The organism is Polynucleobacter sp. MWH-Loch1C5, assembly GCF_018881775.1.
In the GTDB taxonomy this organism is placed as follows: Bacteria; Pseudomonadota; Gammaproteobacteria; order Burkholderiales; family Burkholderiaceae; genus Polynucleobacter.
Window position 1 is genome coordinate 646,328 of record NZ_JACVPR010000001.1, and the last position, 21,854, is coordinate 668,181.

Annotated in this window: 18 protein-coding genes; 1 reads left to right on the forward strand and 17 read right to left on the reverse strand. The window is 47.2% G+C overall.

The window, feature by feature from the left end:
* Window positions 1-31: 31 nt before the first annotated feature.
* Window positions 32-2,773, reverse strand: coding sequence for a preprotein translocase subunit SecA (gene secA / locus ICE94_RS03240; RefSeq protein ID WP_216148760.1), 2,742 nt, complete (start codon window positions 2,771-2,773; stop codon window positions 32-34).
* Here secA and ICE94_RS03245 point away from each other — a divergent pair.
* Complete coding sequence (locus ICE94_RS03245; RefSeq protein WP_216148763.1) at window positions 2,772-3,311, forward strand: hypothetical protein; 540 nt, start codon at window positions 2,772-2,774, stop codon at window positions 3,309-3,311. The two genes, secA and ICE94_RS03245, sit on opposite strands and share 2 nt — an antisense overlap.
* Before the next feature lie 4 nt (window positions 3,312-3,315).
* Here ICE94_RS03245 and lpxC read toward each other — a convergent pair whose 3' ends face one another.
* The 16 genes from lpxC to rsmH all read right to left on the reverse strand — a co-directional run bounded on the left by lpxC (window position 3,316) and on the right by rsmH (window position 21,848).
* A complete protein-coding gene (gene lpxC, locus ICE94_RS03250) occupies window positions 3,316-4,230 on the reverse strand; it encodes a UDP-3-O-acyl-N-acetylglucosamine deacetylase (RefSeq protein WP_216148766.1) in 915 nt (304 codons plus the stop codon).
* A gap of 16 nt (window positions 4,231-4,246) precedes the next feature.
* The gene (locus ICE94_RS03255) at window positions 4,247-4,747 is read right to left on the reverse strand and encodes a peroxiredoxin (protein ID WP_216148769.1); all 501 of its coding nucleotides are present in this window, start codon (window positions 4,745-4,747) and stop codon (window positions 4,247-4,249) included.
* 217 nt (window positions 4,748-4,964) lie between these two features.
* Window positions 4,965-6,257, reverse strand: a complete 1,293-nt coding sequence (gene ftsZ / locus ICE94_RS03260) for a cell division protein FtsZ (protein ID WP_216148772.1) — start codon at window positions 6,255-6,257, stop codon at window positions 4,965-4,967.
* A gap of 47 nt (window positions 6,258-6,304) precedes the next feature.
* Window positions 6,305-7,534 (reverse strand): cell division protein FtsA, encoded by a 1,230-nt coding sequence (gene ftsA, locus ICE94_RS03265; protein WP_216150896.1) that lies wholly within the window; start codon window positions 7,532-7,534, stop codon window positions 6,305-6,307.
* Between the two features lie 5 nt (window positions 7,535-7,539).
* Complete coding sequence (locus tag ICE94_RS03270; protein ID WP_216148775.1) at window positions 7,540-8,361, reverse strand: cell division protein FtsQ/DivIB; 822 nt, start codon at window positions 8,359-8,361, stop codon at window positions 7,540-7,542.
* Entirely contained in the window at window positions 8,358-9,350 is a 993-nt protein-coding gene (locus ICE94_RS03275; RefSeq protein WP_216148780.1) for a D-alanine--D-alanine ligase, read from the reverse strand. The genes ICE94_RS03270 and ICE94_RS03275 overlap by 4 nt, the downstream gene beginning before the upstream one ends.
* Window positions 9,343-10,776, reverse strand: a complete 1,434-nt coding sequence (gene murC, locus ICE94_RS03280) for a UDP-N-acetylmuramate--L-alanine ligase (RefSeq protein ID WP_216148782.1) — start codon at window positions 10,774-10,776, stop codon at window positions 9,343-9,345. Before murC ends, ICE94_RS03275 begins: the two co-directional genes overlap by 8 nt.
* Window positions 10,773-11,837, reverse strand: coding sequence for an undecaprenyldiphospho-muramoylpentapeptide beta-N-acetylglucosaminyltransferase (gene murG, locus ICE94_RS03285; RefSeq protein ID WP_216150898.1), 1,065 nt, complete (start codon window positions 11,835-11,837; stop codon window positions 10,773-10,775). Before murG ends, murC begins: the two co-directional genes overlap by 4 nt.
* Window positions 11,838-11,842: 5 nt before the next feature.
* Window positions 11,843-13,108 carry a putative lipid II flippase FtsW gene (ftsW, locus tag ICE94_RS03290; protein ID WP_216148785.1) on the reverse strand — a complete coding sequence of 422 codons (1,266 nt, stop codon included), beginning with the start codon at window positions 13,106-13,108 and terminating at the stop codon, window positions 11,843-11,845.
* Window positions 13,108-14,691 carry a UDP-N-acetylmuramoyl-L-alanine--D-glutamate ligase gene (gene murD, locus ICE94_RS03295; protein ID WP_216148788.1) on the reverse strand — a complete coding sequence of 528 codons (1,584 nt, stop codon included), beginning with the start codon at window positions 14,689-14,691 and terminating at the stop codon, window positions 13,108-13,110. The genes ftsW and murD overlap by 1 nt, the downstream gene beginning before the upstream one ends.
* Before the next feature lie 13 nt (window positions 14,692-14,704).
* The gene (gene mraY / locus ICE94_RS03300) at window positions 14,705-15,874 is read right to left on the reverse strand and encodes a phospho-N-acetylmuramoyl-pentapeptide-transferase (protein ID WP_216148791.1); all 1,170 of its coding nucleotides are present in this window, start codon (window positions 15,872-15,874) and stop codon (window positions 14,705-14,707) included.
* Window positions 15,874-17,307 (reverse strand): UDP-N-acetylmuramoyl-tripeptide--D-alanyl-D-alanine ligase, encoded by a 1,434-nt coding sequence (gene murF, locus ICE94_RS03305; RefSeq protein ID WP_216148794.1) that lies wholly within the window; start codon window positions 17,305-17,307, stop codon window positions 15,874-15,876. Before murF ends, mraY begins: the two co-directional genes overlap by 1 nt.
* The gene (locus tag ICE94_RS03310) at window positions 17,304-18,860 is read right to left on the reverse strand and encodes a UDP-N-acetylmuramoyl-L-alanyl-D-glutamate--2,6-diaminopimelate ligase (RefSeq protein ID WP_216148797.1); all 1,557 of its coding nucleotides are present in this window, start codon (window positions 18,858-18,860) and stop codon (window positions 17,304-17,306) included. Before ICE94_RS03310 ends, murF begins: the two co-directional genes overlap by 4 nt.
* The gene (locus ICE94_RS03315; RefSeq protein ID WP_216148800.1) at window positions 18,857-20,635 is read right to left on the reverse strand and encodes a penicillin-binding protein 2; all 1,779 of its coding nucleotides are present in this window, start codon (window positions 20,633-20,635) and stop codon (window positions 18,857-18,859) included. The genes ICE94_RS03310 and ICE94_RS03315 overlap by 4 nt, the downstream gene beginning before the upstream one ends.
* Entirely contained in the window at window positions 20,635-20,898 is a 264-nt protein-coding gene (ftsL, locus tag ICE94_RS03320; protein WP_216148803.1) for a cell division protein FtsL, read from the reverse strand. The genes ICE94_RS03315 and ftsL overlap by 1 nt, the downstream gene beginning before the upstream one ends.
* Entirely contained in the window at window positions 20,895-21,848 is a 954-nt protein-coding gene (gene rsmH / locus ICE94_RS03325; RefSeq protein ID WP_216148806.1) for a 16S rRNA (cytosine(1402)-N(4))-methyltransferase RsmH, read from the reverse strand. The genes ftsL and rsmH overlap by 4 nt, the downstream gene beginning before the upstream one ends.
* Window positions 21,849-21,854 lie beyond the last annotated feature (6 nt).

The following is a 21,854-nucleotide window of genomic DNA, read 5'->3' on the forward strand; positions in this document are numbered from 1 at the left end:
TATGTCCTTCTAAAACATTCGCTTTAAAAAATTATGTCAACTGGCCGTGGCAATGTTTGTATTTTTTGCCACTGCCGCATGGGCAAGGATCATTACGCCCCACCTTAGGGCCTGCTTGGGCCGGCTGAGGCTTGGCCGCAGTCGATGCATCAGATTCTTCTTCTACACCAGCATGCTGATATTGAACACCTTTGACATCCAAATCTTCTTGCATAGACTCAGCAGCCTGATCGAGTTCATCCGCTGTACGAATACGTACATTGGCAATGGTGCGGGTGACATCCAATTTAACCGTATCTAAAAGACGGCTAAAGAGTTCAAAAGCTTCACGACGGTATTCTTGCTTAGGATCTTTTTGTGCATAACCGCGCAAATGAATCCCTTGACGTAAGTGGTCTAAGGCTGCCAAATGCTCGCGCCAATGCGTATCAATACTATAGAGAATGACCGAACGTTCAAAATTAGCAAAGGACTCTTGGCCCACCATCTCGACTTTTTCTTGATAGATCTTGGCAACCAAATCCAACACTTGCTGCAAAATCATTTTTGCATCGATCTCATCTTGACTTTCGATCAAGGCCGCGAGATCAATGGCTAGACCCCAGTCATTGGTGAGGACTTGCTGAAGACCATCCACGTCCCACTGTTCAACGACTGAATCTTCAGGAATATAGTCAGCAATCAGTTCAGAGAAATAAGCTTCACGCAGATTAGCAATGAGTGCGGAAACATTATCAGACTCTAAAACTTCATTACGCAAACGGTAAATCTCTTTACGCTGATCATTGGCCACATCATCGTATTGCAAGAGTTGTTTACGAATATCAAAGTTACGCGCTTCTACTTTACGCTGGGCACTTTCGATAGAACGAGTCACCATGCCCGCTTCAATCGGCTCACCTTCTGGCATACGCAAACGATCCATGATGCTACGTAAGCGCTCACCAGCAAAGATGCGCAACAATGCATCATCCAGAGCCAAGTAAAAACGTGAGGAGCCTGGGTCACCCTGACGACCAGAACGACCTCTTAACTGATTATCAATACGGCGGCTTTCATGACGCTCGGTACCGATAATGTGTAAACCACCGGCACTGACCACATGGTCATGCAAACCTTGCCACTCATCTTTGAGCTTTTGGATACGGCTTGCTTTATCAGCCTCTGATAAAGCTGCATCTTGGCGAATAATGGCTGCTTGTTTCTCAACATTACCGCCCAAGACAATATCAGTACCACGACCCGCCATATTGGTAGCAATCGTGATCATTTGCGGACGACCCGCTTGAGCGACGATCTCAGCTTCACGGGCATGCTGCTTCGCATTCAATACTTGATGAGGCAATTTAGCCTTATCGAGCAAACCTGAAATTAATTCTGAGTTCTCGATTGAAGTGGTACCTACCAAAACAGGTTGGCCACGTTCATAGCATCCCTGAATATCCTTAATGACGGCGTTATAACGCTCTGTGGATGTTTTATAAATCTGATCCTGGAAATCGATACGCGCATTAGGGCGATTCGGTGGAATGATGACTGTTTCAAGACCATAAATTTCTTGGAACTCGTAAGCCTCTGTATCAGCAGTACCTGTCATACCGGCTAACTTGCCATACATACGGAAATAGTTTTGGAAGGTAATCGTCGCTAAAGTTTGGTTCTCATGCTGGATAGCCACACCTTCTTTAGCTTCAACCGCCTGATGTAAACCATCTGACCAACGACGACCCTGCATCAAACGACCCGTGAACTCATCAACAATAATGACTTCACCGTTTTGGACGACATAGTGTTGATCACGATTAAAAAGAGTATGCGCACGCAAAGCCGCGTATACATGGTGCATCAAGGTGATATTTTGGGCAGCGTATAAAGAATCGCCTTCCTTGATTAAACCGAGTTGAGTCAAAACGGCTTCTGCTTTTTCATGACCAGACTCAGTCAAGATGACTTGATGCGCTTTTTCATCGAGGATGTAATCACCAGGCTCAATAACGCCCGTACCATCAGCTTTTTGCTCACCGATTTGGCGAGTTAAATACTGAGGCAAAGCGTTCATCTTGAGATAAATCTCTGTGTGATCTTCGGCCTGACCAGAAATAATCAAAGGCGTACGTGCCTCATCAATCAAAATCGAGTCGACCTCGTCGACAATGGCATAAGCTAAACCACGCTGCACGCGTTGTTTAGACTCTTGAACCATGTTGTCACGCAGATAGTCAAACCCGAATTCATTATTGGTCCCGTAGGTAATGTCGGATTGATAGGCTTTTTGCTTGGCCTCATGCTCCATCTGTGACAAGTTGATGCCGACCGTTAAACCTAAAAACTGATAGAGCTTACCCATCCACTCCGCATCTCGCTGAGCAAGGTAGTCGTTGACAGTCACCACATGAACGCCACGACCTGTGAGGGCATTTAAGTAGACAGGCAAAGTTGCTGTCAGCGTTTTACCTTCACCCGTGCGCATTTCAGCAATCTTGCCTGCGTGCAAAGCCATGCCACCGATCAGCTGCACATCAAAGTGGCGCATGCCCATCACACGCTTGCTGGCCTCACGAACGACCGCAAAAGCTTCAGGCAAAATTTGATCTAGGGTTTGGCCTTGAGCCAAACGATCTTTGAACTCTGCCGTCTTGGCTTGTAAGCCTGCATCATCCAAACTAGCGATAGACGATTCCAAATCGTTGATCTGGGCAACGATTCGTTTATATTGTTTGAGTAGGCGATCGTTGCGACTGCCAAAAATCTGCTTTAAAAGACCGGTAACCATGAATTTTTCTAATGAATTTAAGCCTCAAAGTTTAGCATCTACGCATGTCCCTGCGTATGCTAAGGAGGCCTTAGATTGCATTGATGAACACTCGCCATTGGGTAAAACCTTGCAAAAAGCCAAGGAACAATTGCGTCTGCAAAGCATTTTAGAGGAATCCTTGGCTCAAATCGGGCTAGAAAGCCTGATAAATCAAGTACATGCATCCGAATATAAGGCTTCTTCGACAGACTGGCTGCTATTGGCTTTAAGTCCTGCAATTAGCCATCGTTTGCAGCAAAAATTGCCTAGCTTGATTGGGGCGTTGAAAAAACACTTGCCTGACTTGCAAATCGTACAAGTGAAACTTGCGCCACAGCTCAAAGCTAACTCTGCATCCAGGGTAAAGACTGAATCAGTTGCTACTCCCGCAGAATTACCAGTAAGCGCAATGACGGCTTGGCAAAAACTTTACGAAGAGATTAAAGATGATCCTGAGCAAGATGCCTTACGTCTTGCCATAGAACGTCTTTTAGCTCATCAAAGCACTAAGAAATAGTGTACTAAGCAAATAAGGGGCGATCGCCCTGGAGATAAGCTTTAGGCGCTGTATCTTCTGTGAATGTCTTGATCTCAAAGCTCTCAGGCTTAGCAAACATCGCACGTAAAAGAGCATTGTTTAAAGCATGCCCCGATTTTTCTGCAATATAGGCGCCTACAATCGGATGACCCGATAAATAGAGATCTCCAATGGCATCCAAAATCTTGTGACGCACAAACTCATCGTCATAACGTAATTCTTCATTATTCAGAATACGGTGCTCATCAAGAACAATAGCGTTGTCTAAACTGCCACCGCGCGCCAAACCCATCTCACGCAAGGCTTCCACCTCGTGCGCAAAACCAAAAGTTCTAGCTCGACCAATCTCTCTAGCATAGGTACTATCTGCGAAGTCGATGATATGACGTTGTCCAGTTTTATCGACAGCCGGATGCTTGAAGTCGATTGTGAAATCAAGCTTAAAACCATCAAAAGGTTCTAATCGGGCTAACTTATCACCTTCGCGTATTTCAACAGGCTCTTTAATCACAATAAAGCGGCGTAGCGCGTCTTGCTCTTCAATGCCTGCTGACTCGATTAAAAATAAGAATGAAGCCGCGCTACCATCCATGATGGGCACTTCTTCACAATCGAGCTCAATAATGAGGTTATCAATTCCTAAACCCGCACAACCCGATAAGAGATGTTCTACGGTAGATACTCTAGACTCACCTTTTTGCAAAACAGTGGCTAGACGCGTGTCGGTCACCAAATGAGCATCTGCTGGAATATCTTCCGCCTTGGGAAGATCAACACGACGAAAAATAATGCCCGTATCAACCGGGGCGGGAACCAAACGCAAAGTGACTTTGCGGCCGGTATGTAAACCGATACCGACCGTTTTAACCGGAGCCGCAATAGTCCTTTGTTTGAGCATGTATTACCTGATACTTTTAAAGCGCTTTTAAAACAGAAGCGGCATCACTGACTTCAAATTTACCCGGTGCCTCAACTGCTAAGTGTTTAACCACACCATTATCAACCACCATCACATGGCGTTGACAACGAATACCTAAACCACGGGCTGTCAAATCGAGTTCTAAGCCAAGCTTCTTCGTGAAATCTGCATTACCGTCAGCCATCATGCGAATCTTGCCAGCCACTTGCTGTTGCTTGCCCCAAGCACCCATCACAAACGCATCATTGACAGCTAAACACCAGATCTCATCCACACCCTTAGCTTTAAGAGCATCGTAATTAGCCAAGTAACCCGGCACATGTTGCGCAGAACAGGTAGGCGTAAAGGCGCCAGGCAAACCAAAAATCACAATTTTTTTACCCGCAACCAATTTGCTCACTTCGAAAGCATTCGGGCCTACTGAACAACCTGCAGTCTCTTCTTCATAGAACTCATGCAATGTGCCATCTGGTAATTTTTGTCCTACAGCAATCATGTTCGGTCTCCATTTTTTTGACGATTAAATTTTGCACTACTAGCTTTCAAACACAGTTTCCTAAAAAAAGATCTTTCAGGAAACTATCTTTGACTGCCAGAGTACCGATGGTAGCGCATGCGTCGTCGTTTCGCAGGAGGAGCGTTACCACCGGCACCTGTATGCCATTGTTTTTTATAGGATTTACTATTTCGATTGTTTTATAAAAAACTCAATTTCAGTCCGCTTGCTTGCGCAAGAAGGCTGGAATATCGTAATAGTCAGTCCCTTTATCCATCATCGCCTGAGCTTCTGGCGAACTATTGGCACCCAAACGTGGCTCCGCAGCATTCTCACGATTGCTACGAAATACCTTAGGCACATCGTACTGGCTGTAATCAGTCGCTACAGGAGCAGGGGCAAGCTGTGGAGCTGCTGCAGCTTGTGCCATGACCATCGATGCGGTTGGGCTTTGTGGCGCAAATGCTTTGAGATCCGCCATCGGTGCTACTGCATCATAAGTACCTGTGGCTTGAGTATTACGCCAAATCACTTCTGGCTGCTTGTCACGGCGACGACCATTATTCAAACCAGTCGCAACCACAGTCACACGCAAGGCATCACCCAAGGCATCGTCATACACAGTACCGAAGATGACAGTTGCGTCTTCTGCCGCATAACCACGAATTGCAGCCATGACTTCACGAGTTTCTGACAACTTCAGTGAACGGCTAGCAGTGATATTCACCAAGACGCCACGTGCACCGGAGAGATCTACACCCTCTAAGAGTGGTGATGCAACAGCCGCTTCAGCTGCTAAACGAGCACGATCCATACCAGAGACGGTTGCAGTACCCATCATGGCTTTACCCTGTTCGCTCATCACTGTCTTGACGTCTTCAAAGTCAACGTTAATCAAACCTTGCTCATTGATGATTTCTGCAATACCTGCCACAGCGTTATGTAAAACATCATCCGCGCAAGCAAAGGCTTTATCCATCTCTGCATCTTCACCCATCACTTCGAAGAGTTTCTCATTGAGAACCACAATCAGTGAATCGACATAAGACTCTAGTTCATGAGCACCCGCTTCAGCGACCTTAGCACGCTTAGAGCCTTCAAAATCAAATGGCTTACTAATCACGCCCACGGTCAAGATACCCATTTCTTTGGCGACTTGCGCCACAATCGGGCCTGCGCCAGTACCGGTACCACCACCCATACCGGCTGTGATGAAAACCATATGCGCACCTTGCAAGGCATCGGCAATACGTGCTTTGGCTTCAATGGCAGATGAAGCGCCCACTTCTGGTTTCGCGCCTGCACCTAAACCTGTTGCACCCAGTTGGATGTTTTGACTCGCTTTTGAACGTTGCAAAGCACCTGCGTCGGTGTTCATGCAAATAAACTCCACGCCTTGCACGCCTTTACGAATCATGTGCTGTACGGCATTGCCGCCTGCACCACCAACACCAACCACCTTAATGATGGTTTTACCTGCCGGTTCGTTATCTAACATTTCAAATTCCATACTTCCTCCTTATTAACTACGGTTGACGACGACGAAAAAAACAAACATTAAAAATTACCCATGAACCATTCACGCATCCGCGCAACGATTCCTTGGAAAGTGCCTGATTGAGCGACACGCTGACCTCTTAATAGTTGTGCACGCCCTTCCATTAACAAACCAATCCCCGTTGAATAACGTGGACTTCTTAAGACTTCGTGTAAATGACCGCGGTACTCAGGGATACCCACGCGTGCAGGCTTACCAAACACTTCTTCAGCCAGCTCAACGACCCCTGGCATCAAGGCGGTGCCACCAGTCAGCACCACACCCGAAGAAACCATGTGCTCCATACCAGAATCCATGATCACTTGTCTAACCAAGCTCAAGAGCTCTTCGACTCGGGGCTCAATCACAGCCGATAAGGCCTGACGTGAAATACTCCGAGCTTCACGATCACCGACACCAGGCACTTCGATCATCTCTGCAGGGTCGGCCATTGCTTGCTTAGCAATACCAAAACGAATCTTCAAATCTTCAGCATCCACGGTAGGCGTACGCAAGGCCATCGCAATATCGTTGGTGATCTGATCTCCAGCAATTGGAATGATGGCGGTATGACGAATCGCACCTTGACTAAAGATAGCGATATCGGTGGTACCTCCACCAATATCAATTAATACAGTCCCGAGTTCTTTTTCATCTTCAGTCAGCACTGAGACACTTGATGCCAAGGGTTGCAAGATCAGGTCATTGACTTCTAAACCACAGCGACGCACACACTTCATGATGTTTTGCGCCGCACTCACAGCACCGGTCACAATATGAACCTTGACCTCTAAGCGAATACCGCTCATACCAATCGGTTCACGCACATCTTCCTGACCGTCAATGATGAATTCTTGAGTGAGAATGTGCAGAATCTGTTGATCGGTTGGAATATTGATAGCTTTTGCTGTTTCAATCACACGTTCTACATCGGCAGGAGATACTTCTTTATCGCGAATAGCCACCATACCCGTCGAGTTAAAGCTATGGATATGGTTACCTGCAATACCTGTGAAGACTTGTGCAATGCGGCGATCTGACATCACTTCTGCTTCTTCAAGCGCTTTCTGAATCGACTGGACCGTTGCTTCAATATTGACGACCACGCCTTTTTTCAGACCCTTGGATTGAACTTGACCTAAACCAATCACATTGAATTGGCCATCACTACCCAACTCTGCCACCAAGGCCAAGACCTTGGATGTGCCAATATCTAAACCGACTAAGAGCTCTTTGGTATCTTTACTAATGACGCTCACAATTTTTTCCCCACTTGAATCGCATAACCATTGGCATAACGTAAATCGACTGAATCCACACGCTGACCCCACTTTTGTTCTACTTGTGGCCAGGTCTGTAAAAGGCGCTCAACACTTAACTGAATTTGTTTGCTATCGCGCTCATCTAATTCGCGACCTAAATCAATCGTGATGCCATTACTCAACTTGACTCGCCAGGCATAGCGTGACGACAGATCAAGAGCCAATACATGGGCATCCCAGGGTTTGAACCAGTCATTGACCTTATTGATCTTGCGATACACATCAAGATTGCTGCCTTCTGGGCCGCTTAATTTGAGTAAGGCACTTGGGTTCTCAACTTCAGCCAAATTGGCGGTGAATACTTCACCATAGGTATTCATGAGGCGCGGATTATCACTACCACCCCAAATGCCCATAGCTTGATGTTCTTCAATAGCCACCACAATGCCGTTCGGCCACTCGCGACGTACAGAAGCTTTTCTAACCCAAGGCATGGTCTCAAAGGTTTGACGAATATGATCTAGGCGAATCGTGAAGAAGTTGCCTTGTACAGATTGCAAACCTTTAGCTTTGATCACCGGTAGATGAATATGCTTAAGCTCTTGACCCGTCATCGATTCAACAGTGAGATGGTTGAGTGTGAAGACTGGTTTTTGACCCAACCAGAAGAGCACCCAGAATAAAGTGACTAATAGAGCAATCAAGAACAAGAAATTAGCGATCGTTCTCAAAATCAAAGGGTGATTCCACACAGGCCCTAAAGCTGTGACGAACACTCCTTGAATCATTGAGAAGAAGGCTTTGATGAATTTCATAGCTTCAAACTCGCCTGACTCAACAACCACATGACTAGTGTTGGGTAATCAACCCCCGCTGCTTTGGCAGCCATCGGCACGAGTGAATGACTCGTCATACCCGGTGCGGTATTCATTTCTAGTAGATATGGCTTTTGGGTTTGACCATCGATCATGACATCAGCACGACCCCAACCCTGACAACCCAATGCTTGATATGCCTTAAGAGCTAAGTCTTGTACTTCTCTTTCCAAATCCAAAGAGAGTCCTGTCGGGCAGAGATAACGGGTGTCATCCGAGAAATATTTATTGTGATAGTCGTAGTTGGCTGATGGCGCCACAATACGAATTACTGGCAATGCTTGAGCATTGTCACCTGCACCTACAATTGGACATGTGAGCTCTTCACCAACGATGCACTGCTCAGCCATGACGGCGCGATCTAACTTGGCCGCTAAAGCATAGGCCGCTGGCAATTCTTCAGCACGATTAACCTTTGATAAACCTAGGGAAGATCCCTCTCGAGCAGGCTTCACAATCAGTGGCAAACCTAATTCATCAATGACTGTTTGCCAATCAGTTTTTGCATCCAACATCACAAAGCGTGGGCTGGGTAAGTGATAGCTAGTCCACACACGCTTTGTGGCTTGTTTATCAATTGCTAAAGCCGAGGCCAACACACCACTACCGGTATACGGAATACCAATTTGCTCTAAAGCACCTTGCATCGTGCCATCTTCACCATAGCGTCCATGTAAAGCGATGAAGACTCGATCAAATTTTTCCTGAACCAAATCTGCCAATGATTGCTCGGCAGGATCAAATGCATGAGCATCGACACCACGACTTTTGAGCGCTTCTAGAACGCCTTGGCCTGACATCAGTGAAATGTCACGCTCACCCGAGCGACCTCCCAAGAGAACACCAACTCGACCCAAGTCTTTCGCTGCGACTTTTTCAAGATCACGCTGCACTTGGTCTGCCCAAGACGATGATGCTGACTTATGCATGTGAAGACTCCATCAATTTGCCAGCCACTGCAGAGATTGAACCTGCACCCATGGTGACAATCACATCACCATCACGCGCAACGCTCAAAATACCTTCGGGTAACTGAGTAATATCTTTAATAAAAACACTTGCTTCAGAGGCCAAGAGACGATCTGCAGCTTTTGCTTTTTGCAAAGCTTTCATCAAGCTCTGTCCATCTGCTCCGGGAATACGTGGCTCACCCGCTGGATAGACATCGGTCAATGCCAATGCATCCACGCTTTGTAAGACTTGTACGAAGTCACCAAAACAATCGCGTGTACGTGTATAGCGGTGGGGCTGGAAAGCGAGTAATAAGCGACGCCCTGGGAATGCGCCACGCGTTGCCGCAATCGTGGCGGCCATCTCAACTGGATGATGACCATAATCATCGATCACAGTACATGTGCCACCACTGGCTAACTTGAGCTCACCATAACGCTGAAAACGACGTCCCACACCTTTGAATTCCTTAAGTGCTTTGACAATCGCTTGATCAGATACACCTAACTCGGTGGCAATCGCAATCGTCGCTAGCGCATTACGCACATTATGTAAGCCGGGTAAGTTCAAAGTGACTTCAAGTGGCCCAGGTTTCGCACCATGGCGTCTGACGGTATGGCGCAATGCCACGAATTTCATTTGCGCCTGACTGGCTTCGATTTCTACTGCTCTGACTTCAGCTTCTTCAGATAAGCCATAACGCAATGTGGGTCTCGAAATGAATGGCAGGATATCTCTGACATTGGGGTCATCCATACAAACAACGGCGATGCCATAGAAAGGCATTCTTTGTGTAAATTGCACAAAAGCTTGCTTCAGACGGCTCATATCATGCTGATAGGTATCCATATGATCAGCATCAATATTGGTAATGACTTCAATCACAGGTAGCAAGTTCAAGAATGAAGCATCTGATTCATCGGCTTCAGCTACGATAAAGTCGCCTGTACCTAAACGAGCGTTCGCACCTGCAGAATTGAGCTTGCCGCCGATCACAAAAGTAGGATCTAGACCGCCCTCTGCCAATACAGAAGCCAGCAAACTAGTCGTGGTTGTTTTGCCATGCGTACCAGCAATAGCAATGCCTTGTTTAAGGCGCATGAGCTCACCCAACATCACAGCTCTGGGCACAATCGGAATCTTCTGAGCTCTTGCATGGAGAACTTCTGGGTTATCTCCTGTGACCGCTGTTGAAATCACAACAGCCTCTGCATCTCCCACATGCTTGGCATCATGACCTAAGAAAATCTCAGCACCCGCCTGACGCAGGCGTGTAGTGGTGGCACTCTCGACCATATCAGAGCCACTGACCCGATAACCTAAGTTCAAGAGAACTTCAGCAATACCACTCATGCCGGCACCACCGATGCCTACAAAATGAATATGTTCAACGATATGTTTCATAGGCTCACTTCCTCGCAGACCGCTGCGACATCATGGGTTGCTTGAGGCTTTGCTAATGTATGCGCAAGACTTGCCATTGCTAAGAGATCGGTGCGCTCAACGGTTTGTAAATAATGAGCCAAATCTGGCGCACTTAAATATTTCTGACTACACATCTTGGCTGCACCAGCATCGACCAAGAATTTAGCGTTGGTCGTCTGATGGTCATCTACTGCATGAGGGAAAGGTACAAAGTAAGCAGCCACCCCCACGGCGGCGATCTCTGCAACGGTCATAGCCCCCGCACGACAAATCACGAGATCGGCCTCTGCATAAGCTTTGGCCATATCGTTAATAAAAGGTCTTAAATCAGCTGTAACCCCCAAGGCTTGATAGCGCGCTTGTAAATCAGCAATATTTTTTTCACCCGCCTGATGAATGACTTGCGGTCTTTGATCTTCGGCAATTAAAGCCAAGGCTTCAGGAAGCAATTGATTGAGTGCTTGCGCTCCCAAGCTGCCACCGACCACTAAGATCTTTAACGGGCCAGTACGAGTCTTGTAACGTTGTTCTGGATTGGGGGATGCCGTCATCTCTGAACGCAAAGGATTACCTAGCCATTGCGCATTCGGTAAGGCTTTTGGAAAGGCGCACAAAACTCGATCCGCCACCTTGGCAAGCACTTTGTTAGCTAAACCAGCGATTGAGTTCTGCTCATGCAAGACCAGAGGCCTACCTAATAAAACACTCATCATGCCCGCAGGGAATGTGACATAGCCTCCCATACCCAAAACGACGTGCGGTTTTACGCGACGCAGCACTGCCATACTTTGCATGAATGCTCTGAGAAGATTGAGCGGCAATAAGAGCATAGTTTTCATGCCTTTGCCTCTTAAGCCACCAAATTGAATCGCCTCAAATGGAATGTTCTCCGCTGTCACTAAGCGATATTCCATGCCCCCACGATTACCCAACCAAGTGACATGCCAGCCTTTTTGGCGCAAATGGTTAGCGACTGCTAAACCGGGGAAGATATGACCGCCCGTGCCACCTGCCATCACTAAGATTGTTTTGTGACTGATAGAGTTCATAACTTACCCCCTCGCATCAGCACTCGGTTTTCATAATCGACTTTGAGCAAGATGGCAATGGCAACCGCATTCATGAGCATGCCCGAACCGCCAAAACTCACGAAAGGTAGAGTCAGTCCTTTGGTCGGCAAAATACCGAGGTTCACACCCATATTGATAAAGGCTTGCCAGCCAATCCAAATCGCAATACCTTTCGCGACTAAGCCTGCAAAACTACGATCCAATTGCAATGCCGTGCGGCCAATTAAGAAGGCGCGACGAATAATCCAGTAGAAAATAGCAATCACCACTGTGACACCGACAAAGCCTAGTTCTTCACCAATGACGGCCAAGATGAAGTCGGTGTGTGCCTCTGGTAAGTAATGCAACTTTTCAACACTGCCACCTAAGCCCACACCAAACCATTCACCACGACCAAAAGCCATGAGTGAATGAACCAGTTGATAGGCTTTACCCGCAGCATACTCTTCTTGCCATGGGTCAAGGTAAGCAAAAATACGATCGCGTCTAAATGGCGACAAGATAATGATGGTGATAAATGCAGTTAAAGCAATACCTGCTAAAGCACCAAATAACTTACCGCTAATACCACCTAAAAATAAGATACCCATAGCAATCATGGCTATGACCATGAAAGCTCCCATATCGGGCTGCCAAAGCAATAAGACACCGACCATCATCACAGCGGCGCCCATCGGGATTAAACCCTTCACAAATGAATGCAAATACTCTTGGCGTTGTACGGTGTAATACGCACCAAAGAGAACCACGGCGAGCTTCATCATTTCTGAAGGCTGGAAGTTCATAAAGCCTAGGGAAATCCAACGACGTGCGCCATTGACCCCCTTACCAATACCTGGAATAAGCACAATGATGAGCAGCACGAACGCAACTCCAAACATCAGCGGTGCCAAACGATCCCATACTTTGATAGGTACTCTAAAGGCCATGATGCCGACCACAAATGCCAAGCCAATAGAAATCGCATGGCGCACTAGGAAGTGACTGCTGCTATAGCGTGCGTATTTAGGTCCATCCGGTAATGCAATCGATGCTGAATAAACCATGACTAAACCCAAAGTCACAAGAACCATCACCGCCCACAAGAGGGGTTGGTCATAGCTCATCATTTTTGAACGAGTCGGTTTTACTGCAGTCGTCGCATCACGCAAACCTGATTTGAAATCAGCAAAACCATCGCGGATGCCGCCTTTAACGGAACCAAAACTATTTAGACTTAATTTTTTGAAGAAAGTGATCATCAGTTCACCTGCCCTTGCTCGTGAGCGAGCTCATTGACGGCTTCTACAAATACCTGAGCGCGGTGTGCGTAGTCCTTGAACATATCAAAGCTGGCACACGCTGGCGAGAGTAAAACCATATCTCCAGAAACTGCGAGTTGCGTAGCCTTTTGCACTGCCTCAGGTAAAGATTGCGCAGCCTGAATGGCAATACCACTCTGACTCATCGCTTCTGCAATCAAGGGGCCATCTTTACCAAAAACAATCACAGCCTTGGCATACGCTGCTACGGCAGCTTGCAAGGGTGCAAAGTCTTGTCCCTTACCTTCACCACCAGCTAGGAGAATGATTTTTGAACGCGTCTGACCTTGACCTAAACCTTGTAAAGCAGCCAAGGTGGCACCTACATTGGTACCTTTGCTATCGTCGATGTATTCCACATCATTGACGACCGCAACACTTTGTACACGGTGTGGCTCACCCGCATACTCGCGCAGCGCATGCAACATAGGGCCAATATGAAGACCTAAGGCACTAGCGAGTGCAAGTGCTGCTAATGCATTGGCTGCATTGTGACGTCCTTTGATACGTAAAGCATCACTAGGCATTAAGCGTTTGATACGTAAAGGCTCATCTCTTTCTGATTTGCGGCGACGTCTACCTGGGTTTTCTAATGCTTCCCAGTCGGGCTCCGCCCAGACTAGCCAATCGATGCCACCGGCAGAGGTGTCATGATGAATACCGAATGAATCTTCTTCGGTCGGTGTATCAAAGCCGAAAGTAATTTGACGTTGCTGCTTAGTCAAGCCTTTAGCCATGGCACTCACTAATGGATCATCACGATTAAGCACAGCCGCTTTAGCATTTTGGTAGATACGCTCTTTTGCTTTCGCATACGAAGCCATATCACCATGCCAATCTAGATGATCTTGACTGAGGTTCAAAACCGTTGCTGCATCAGCAGCTAGCGAGTAGGTGTGCTCTAGCTGGAAGCTCGATAACTCCAAAACCCAAATCTGCGGCAACTCTGCCACTAACTCATCTCGCTCTTCTAAAACCTGGCCGAGTTTATCGAGCGCAGCAGGGCTGATATTGCCGGCAACCGCTACACGTTGACCTGATTTTTCACATAACAGTCCGGTCAAACTCGTTGTTGTGGTTTTGCCATTGGTACCTGTAATGGCAATCACACGACTCTGATGTTGGTACTCTCGCTCGATCGCTTGCAAGGCTTTGGCAAAGAATTCGATTTCTCCCCAAACAGCAATATTCAGCTTTTTTGCAGCAGCTAAGAAAGATTGCACAGGCTCCTGAATCGGAGATAGTCCAGGACTAATCGCAATTATCTGTTTTGCTTCTAAATGGCTGGCGCTCAATTGACCATACTCAATTTTGATACCAAGGTCCTTTAGTTCTGTAGCACTCTTGCGTGCTGCATCTGAAAGCTGACTCTCTTGACGGGTATCCGCAACGCTGACTCTCGCTCCTTGAGCATGACACCAACGTGCCATCGCTAAGCCAGACTCCCCCAAACCCAAAACCAATACACCAACATCGTTGGTATAGGATTCACCGAAGGCTTGTTGAAGTTTTAGGATGGTCATGTTCTATGTTTTCCTAACGCAGCTTTAAGGTAGATAGACCAATTAAGACCAATAGGATGGTGATAATCCAAAAGCGCACCACGACCTGAGTTTCTTTCCAACCACTCAACTCAAAGTGATGATGCAGCGGTGCCATCTTGAAAATACGGCGGCCCTCACCATAAAGCTTCTTCGTAATCTTGAACCAAGCAACCTGCAACATCACAGAGATAGTCTCAGCGACAAAGATACCGCCCATGATGAAGAGCACGATCTCTTGGCGCACAATGACCGCTACCGTTCCCAGTGCTGCACCTAAAGCGAGAGCACCGACATCCCCCATAAATACTTGCGCAGGATGCGTGTTAAACCATAAGAAAGCCAGACCAGCACCTCCCATCGCCCCGCAGAAAATCATCAGCTCACCAGCGCCCGGTATAAAGGGGAAGAAAAGATATTTGGCGTAGATGGCATTACCCATCACATAGGCAAAAGCACCTAATGCGGCACCGACTAATATGACCGGCATTATCACTAGACCATCTAAGCCATCGGTTAAGTTGACTGCATTTGAGCTACCCACAATCACCAAGTAAGTCAGTACGATAAAACCCAAGACACCTAAGGGATAGCTAATTTCTTTAAAGAAGGGCACGTATAAATTGGAGTTGGCTGGCAAATCAATGGAGAAGCCACTTTGAACCCAACTAATAAAGAGCGCTAATACTTTTTGATTATTCGCCTCCGCTACCGAAAAAGCCAAATAAATGGCAGCAAAAATACCAATAACTGATTGCCAAAAGTATTTTTCTTTGGAAGACATCCCTTTAGGATCACGGTAAACGACTTTACGATAGTCATCGACCCAGCCAATCGCACCAAAGCCCAAGGTCACAATGAGCACAATCCAAACAAAACGATTACTCAAATCAGCCCAGAGCAAGGTAGAGATCGCAATACCCAAGAGAATGAGAACACCTCCCATGGTGGGTGTGCCACTCTTAATTAAATGAGTTTGCGGTCCATCAGTACGTACTGCTTGACCCACTTTGAGAGCTGTTAAGCGCCGAATGACCCAAGGACCCCAGAACAACCCAATCAATCCAGCTGTCAAAGTAGCCATCACTGCTCTGAATGTGATGTAGTTCACCACCCGCAAAGCACTAATATCGTCTTGTAGCCACTGCGCTAGCCATAAAAGCATTAATGGGTCTCCTCTGTTAAAGCTTTCACCACACGCTCCATCTTCATAAAACGTGAGCCCTTAACTAATACGGTTGTTTTTTCATGGGCAGCGCGCTGACCGAGTGACTCACGCAAGGCAGCACATAAAGCATCGACCTCTGGGTAATGTTCTGCAGAGGTATTTTGTGCACTGCTTTTTTTAAATGCCATCACGCTATGCTTGGTTTGTTCACCCAAAGCAAATAGTTTTTGCACACCCTCTTGCGCGGCATAAGCGCCCACCTCCTCATGAAAGGCGGGGCCTTGATCACCGACTTCGCCCATATCTCCTAAGACCAACCAAGCTGGCATAGAAAGTTTGGCTAGAACATCGATGGCTGCCTTCACAGAATCTGGGTTCGCGTTATACGTATCATCAATCAAAGTCGTTTGTGGATTGATCTGCTGAACCTGCATCCGACCCTGAACAGGCGTAAAGGTCTCTAGACCCTTTTGAATAGCATCCCAAGTAATACCAGCTGCCAATGCGGCTGCTGTTGCAGCTAAAGCATTTTTTGCATTATGTTCACCCAGAACCTGTAAGTGCACTCGGTGAGTTTGTGTTACTTGAGAAGTATCTCGATAAGTAATATCTAAGGTTTGACTTGTCTGGTCTGAACTAATTACATCACCTCGCACTATTGCATCGTGATGCAATGCAAAGCTCATGATGGTTTTGCCAGCCGCTCGTTGAGCCCACATCTCAGAGTATTCCGAATCCGCAGGAAAAATAGCGACGCCCTTATTAGGCAAAGCATCCAAAATGAGAGCATGTTCTTTCGCGACCGCATCAATCGTTTGCATGAACTCCTGATGCTCACGTTGAGCATTATTGATAAGTGCAATATTGGCCTGAGCCATAGCCGCGAGCTGTTGGGTTTCGCCGGGATGGTTCATACCTAATTCAAGTACTGCATGAGTATGTTCACGATTCAAACGCAAGAGCGTCAGAGGTAAACCAATGTCATTGTTGAGATTACCTACAGTCGCCAAGCTCTTCTCACCGACCGCGGTAGCAAAAATATGAGCAATCATGCCCTTGACTGTCGTTTTGCCATTGCTACCCACGACTGCAACCGTTTGCTTGAGTTGATTTTGTTGGCAAGCCTGCACCCAAGCTTTTGCAAGTTGCTGTATGGCTTGCAAAGTGTTATCCACCTGGATGACAGGAAAACCATCGGGGCGTTGAGCCAAATCACTGATGAGTGCACACAAGGCACCCTGTTGCATGACCTCGTGGAGGAATGCATGTGCATCATGGCGTTCGCCCTGTAAAGCAATAAAGCAGTCACCCGCTCGAACTTGGCGACTATCACTTATAAAACGCTCAATGAAAGTGCTATCAGACAAGCCCAAGAGCTTGGCATGAGGTAAGCCACGCTTGACGTCTGCGACTGTCATGAAGCGACTCATCGCACACCCCCTAAAGCTAACTGAGCATGAAGGTAATCTGAAAATGGTATTTTTTGGCCAGCAATCTCTTGGGTCTCTTCGTGACCTTTACCAGCAATCAAAATAATATCTTCTGGTTTTGCCTCACGAATCATTTGCAAAATAGCAGTCGCACGATCAGGATTCATCTTGACCCGCTCCGCTTGCTGAATGCCACTCTGAATTTGCGCAATGATGCTGTTAGGATCTTCACTGCGAGGGTTGTCGCTAGTGAGCATGACTAAATCTGCATATTGCTCAGCAATCGCACCCATAAGAGGGCGCTTCAGTGGATCACGATCACCACCACAACCAAAAACAACACACAAGCGACCTTGACGTTCTTGAGCAACGCCTTGAAGCGTTTCTAAAACTTTTTGCAAGGCATCTGGCGTGTGCGCGAAATCAATCAATACCATCGGCTGTTGAGCTGCAGTATTAGGTACACGCTGTAAGCGGCCTGGCACTGCTTCAATATTTGCTAAAGCAGCAATCACTTGCGCAGCCGAATAGTCTCTTGCAAATAATGCGGCAGCGACTGCCAAAAGATTACTGATGTTGAATTGGCCCCATAAGCTGGTTTCAACACGACCTAGAGTTTTGCCATCTAAGATCAATGCAAATGACATCCCTTGAGCATGCAGTTGAATGTTTTGCGCTAAGAGATAGCGTGCTGCTAAATCCTTATTAGAGGCTATGCGCTCTAGCGCTTTTGCATCAGTTGCGTAGGACCATACTTGGCAAGCTTTTTGAGATTGACGCTCTCCGATGTACTGTAGGCAGTTCTGGCCAAACTCATCATCGGCATTGATGATGGCAGTCTTGATAGTTGGAATATCTAAGATCTTACGCTTTGCCAAAGCATATTCAGCCATTGTGCCGTGGTAATCCAGATGATCTTGAGACAAATTAGTGATGATGGCTGTTTTGACATGCAAGCCTAGGGCACGACCTTGATCCAAAGCATGAGATGACAACTCCATCGCTAATGCTTTTGCACCTTGCTGATGCAATGTTTGGCAAATGCGATGATTCGAGGCAGCATCTGGCGTTGTAAAACCAGTGGTCTTTAATTGCCCTAAAAATCCAACCCCTAGAGTACCAATCACAGCCGTTTTTTGTTCTAGGTGATTGAGTGCCTGAGCGAGGTACTGAGTCACACTGGTCTTACCATTGGTACCTGTGACACCCAAAACATCCATGAACTCTGTTGGGCGACCATACCACTCGTGCGCTAAGGGTCCCGCAAAGTGAGCCAAGTTCGGTATAGCCCAACATTGTTGATTGAGCATCACCTGGACTTCATGATCGAGTGCATCAGGCTCATAAAGAACAAAGCTCGCGCCTTGGGATAAAGCTTGTGCAATATAGCGCCGATTATCTGTTCTTTGACGCTCATTACCTACTGGATAGGCTAAGAAGACATCGCCTTGTTTCAACTGTCTGGTATCCATAGTCAAATGAGCAGTCTCACCCAACTGCGCACGTAATTGCGCAGCAAGCTGGGTAGGTGTCATCGTGACCATAGCGTTCATTGAGTCGTGGCTACCTTGTTATTTCCACCGGTCAATGCGGCGGGCTTGATATTTTGTGACTTGAATTCTTGATCGACCATTTGCTTAATTGCTGCATCAGGCAAGACGTTCATATTGCGCAAAGTACCTGCGACAATGTTCGAGAATGCAGGGGCTGCAACGATACCGCCGTAATAGCCGCCAGAACGTGGCTCATCTACCATCACAGCCACAACAATTCTTGGGGCACTCATGGGGGCCATACCAACAAAGAAGCCGCGATATTTATTTCCGGCGTATCCCTTGCCTTCTACTTTGTGAGCGGTTCCTGTCTTACCACCAACGCGATAGCCCATGGTCTGAGCACCTGTAGCAGTACCACCGGTTTGCGTCACCATCTCTAGCATTTCACGCATCTGAATCGCTGTTTTTGCAGAGATCACACGCACACCTTTGGGTGATTGATCTGTCTTATAGATGGTGGTGGATACGAGCTCACCATCGCGTGCAAAGATGCTGTAGGCGCGCGCCACCTGAAAGAGTGAAGCAGACAAGCCATAACCGTATGACATGGTGGCTTGATCAATCGGTACCCAATTTTTATAAGGGCGTAAGCGACCGGCAACAGCACCTGGGAAACCAATTTCTGGGGCTTGACCAAAACCCAAGGCCTGGAATAACTCCCACATCTCTTGAGCTTCTAGTTGCATGGCCATCTTGACAGTGCCAATGTTGCTTGATTTTTGCACTACTTCAGCCACTGTTAGAGAACCATAGGGATGCGTATCTGTAATCGCTTTCTTACCGACGACGAGAGACTTACCAATCGCCATCTGCGTATTGGGTTGAACCAAACCTTTTTCTAAAGCCAATGAAATCGGGAAAGGCTTCATCGTTGAGCCTGGCTCAAAAGTATCTGTTAAGACTCGATTACGTAACTGCTCACCCGATAGATTCTGTCTAGAGTTGGGGTTGTAGCTCGGGTAATTGGCCAAAGCCAAAATTTCACCGGTATGCACATCGAGCACCACTGCACCAGCACCTTTTGCATTATGTTTTTCTGCAACGGCTTTGATCTCGTTATAAGCTAAGAACTGAACTTTGCTATCAATAGATAACTGCAAGTCAGCACCATCACGTGGGGGACTGATGATGCCTAAATTTTCTACGTAGCGGCCTAAACGATCTTGAATCACACGGCGTCGTCCAGGTTGACCGACGAGATCTTTTTCGCGGGCCAACTCCATACCTTCTTGGCCTTTATCCTCTACGTTGGTAAAACCAACGATATGAGCCATCGCCTCTCCCTCAGGATAAAGACGACGATATTCATTATTTTGCGCAATGCCCGGTATGCCTAATTGTCGAATTTGTTTAGCCACTTCCAAATCGACTTGGCGTTTTAAAAAGACTTGATTACGCTCAGAACGCATCCGCTTTCTGACTTCGGCCTCAGGCATTTCTAATAATTTTGCGAGCTCTGATACTTTTTCTTTTGGCAGATCATCAGGGATTGCATCAGGGAATGCGATGATGGCTTTAGCTAGCAAACTAGTTGCTAGTACTTCACCATTGCGATCTAAGATCTTGCCACGACTCGCTGGCATTTCAATAGAACGTAATGTGGCTTTATTTCCCTTTTCTTCATAGAAGGAATTACCAAAACCTTGCACCCACATTGCTCTGATCACGAGAGCCACAAAACCGACGAACATCAAAAACAAAACGAGGCGTGAACGCCACATCGGTAGTCGCAAGACTAAATTCGGGGTAGAAGAAAAAGAGATTTGCGCCATCAGTCCACCGTCACATATTGAGTACGCGCAGGATTGATGGCCTGCATCTGTAATTGTTTACGCGCAATCTCATTAATGCGCGCTGATTTCGATAAATTTCGCTGTTCAAACTCAAGACGCAACCACTCTTGATTTAAACGACGCTCTTCAGTCTGGGCACGCTCGAGTGCCACATACAAGGTTCTTGTTTTTTGTTGTGCGGCTACTAAAGACAGAGCGCACAACATGAGGACCACCATCAAGATCACAATCGAACGATTCATGATGGAGCTCCTGGCAGAGGTGTAGAACTGGTCAACTTTTGCATGACACGCAAAATTGCTGAACGTGCTCTTGGGTTTTCTGCAACTTCAGTGCTTGAGGGTTTGATACGACCCAATAATTTTGCTTGCGGTTTGGGCATTTGTGCTTCGGTGAGCGGGATCCCACGTGGCACATTCACAGTCGACAGACCTTGCATGAATTGCTTCACAATACGATCCTCTAGCGAGTGAAAACTAATCACCGCCAAAATACCGTTAGGCTTTAAGCAATTCATGGCTGCTTTCAATCCATTCTCCAAGTCAGTGAGCTCTTGGTTGACATGAATCCGTATAGCTTGAAAGGTGCGCGTGGCCGGGTCTTGCCCCGCCTCGCGGGTGCGGACGACACTAGCCACGAGCGTCGCGAGTTCTCGGGTGGTGCCAACTGGCTCCCCCTGCTCTCTGCGAGCAACAATCGCCTTTGCAATCTGTAGAGCAAACCGTTCTTCCCCATAGTCTTTAATGACCCTCGCTATTTCTGTCAGTTCTGCACTGGCTAACCAGTCTTTCGCGCTCATGCCTCGCGTGGTATCCATGCGCATATCCAATGGACCCTCGTGACGGAATGAAAAACCTCGCGCGGGATCGTCGATTTGTGGCGAACTGATTCCCAAATCGAGTAAGACACCGTCCACGCTCAGCGCTGGCAAGTGGGAGGCCATCTGAGCGAAACTGTCGTGAATGATTTGAAAGCGTGTGTCGCTGATTTTTTGGGCTTCGGCTATCGCTTCGAGATCCTTGTCGAAGGCAATCAAGCGATCTTTCGCTTCTAGCTTCTCCAAAAGAGCGCGACTGTGACCGCCTCTGCCAAAAGTACCATCGACTAGCGTGCAAGTGTGTGTGGGATCGAGAACCGGGATTAACGCGGAGACTGCCTCGGCCAGCAGGACTGGGCGATGGGTGTATGTCATAAACCG

Bases quoted from the DNA above. Each gene is read 5' to 3' on its own strand.
- ICE94_RS03245 (WP_216148763.1), top strand. From the start codon at position 2,772: ATGAATTTTTCTAATGAATTTAAGCCTCAAAGTTTAGCATCTACGCAT.
- secA (WP_216148760.1), bottom strand. From the start codon at position 2,773: ATGGTTACCGGTCTTTTAAAGCAGATTTTTGGCAGTCGCAACGATCGC.
- lpxC (WP_216148766.1), bottom strand. From the start codon at position 4,230: ATGCTCAAACAAAGGACTATTGCGGCTCCGGTTAAAACGGTCGGTATC.
- ICE94_RS03255 (WP_216148769.1), bottom strand. From the start codon at position 4,747: ATGATTGCTGTAGGACAAAAATTACCAGATGGCACATTGCATGAGTTC.
- ftsZ (WP_216148772.1), bottom strand. From the start codon at position 6,257: ATGGAATTTGAAATGTTAGATAACGAACCGGCAGGTAAAACCATCATT.
- ICE94_RS03270 (WP_216148775.1), bottom strand. From the start codon at position 8,361: ATGAAATTCATCAAAGCCTTCTTCTCAATGATTCAAGGAGTGTTCGTC.
- ICE94_RS03275 (WP_216148780.1), bottom strand. From the start codon at position 9,350: ATGCATAAGTCAGCATCATCGTCTTGGGCAGACCAAGTGCAGCGTGAT.
- murC (WP_216148782.1), bottom strand. From the start codon at position 10,776: ATGAAACATATCGTTGAACATATTCATTTTGTAGGCATCGGTGGTGCC.
- ftsW (WP_216148785.1), bottom strand. From the start codon at position 13,108: ATGATCACTTTCTTCAAAAAATTAAGTCTAAATAGTTTTGGTTCCGTT.
- murD (WP_216148788.1), bottom strand. From the start codon at position 14,691: ATGACCATCCTAAAACTTCAACAAGCCTTCGGTGAATCCTATACCAAC.
- mraY (WP_216148791.1), bottom strand. From the start codon at position 15,874: ATGCTTTTATGGCTAGCGCAGTGGCTACAAGACGATATTAGTGCTTTG.
- murF (WP_216148794.1), bottom strand. From the start codon at position 17,307: ATGAGTCGCTTCATGACAGTCGCAGACGTCAAGCGTGGCTTACCTCAT.
- ICE94_RS03310 (WP_216148797.1), bottom strand. From the start codon at position 18,860: ATGAACGCTATGGTCACGATGACACCTACCCAGCTTGCTGCGCAATTA.
- ICE94_RS03315 (WP_216148800.1), bottom strand. From the start codon at position 20,635: ATGGCGCAAATCTCTTTTTCTTCTACCCCGAATTTAGTCTTGCGACTA.
- ftsL (WP_216148803.1), bottom strand. From the start codon at position 20,898: ATGAATCGTTCGATTGTGATCTTGATGGTGGTCCTCATGTTGTGCGCT.
- rsmH (WP_216148806.1), bottom strand. From the start codon at position 21,848: ATGACATACACCCATCGCCCAGTCCTGCTGGCCGAGGCAGTCTCCGCG.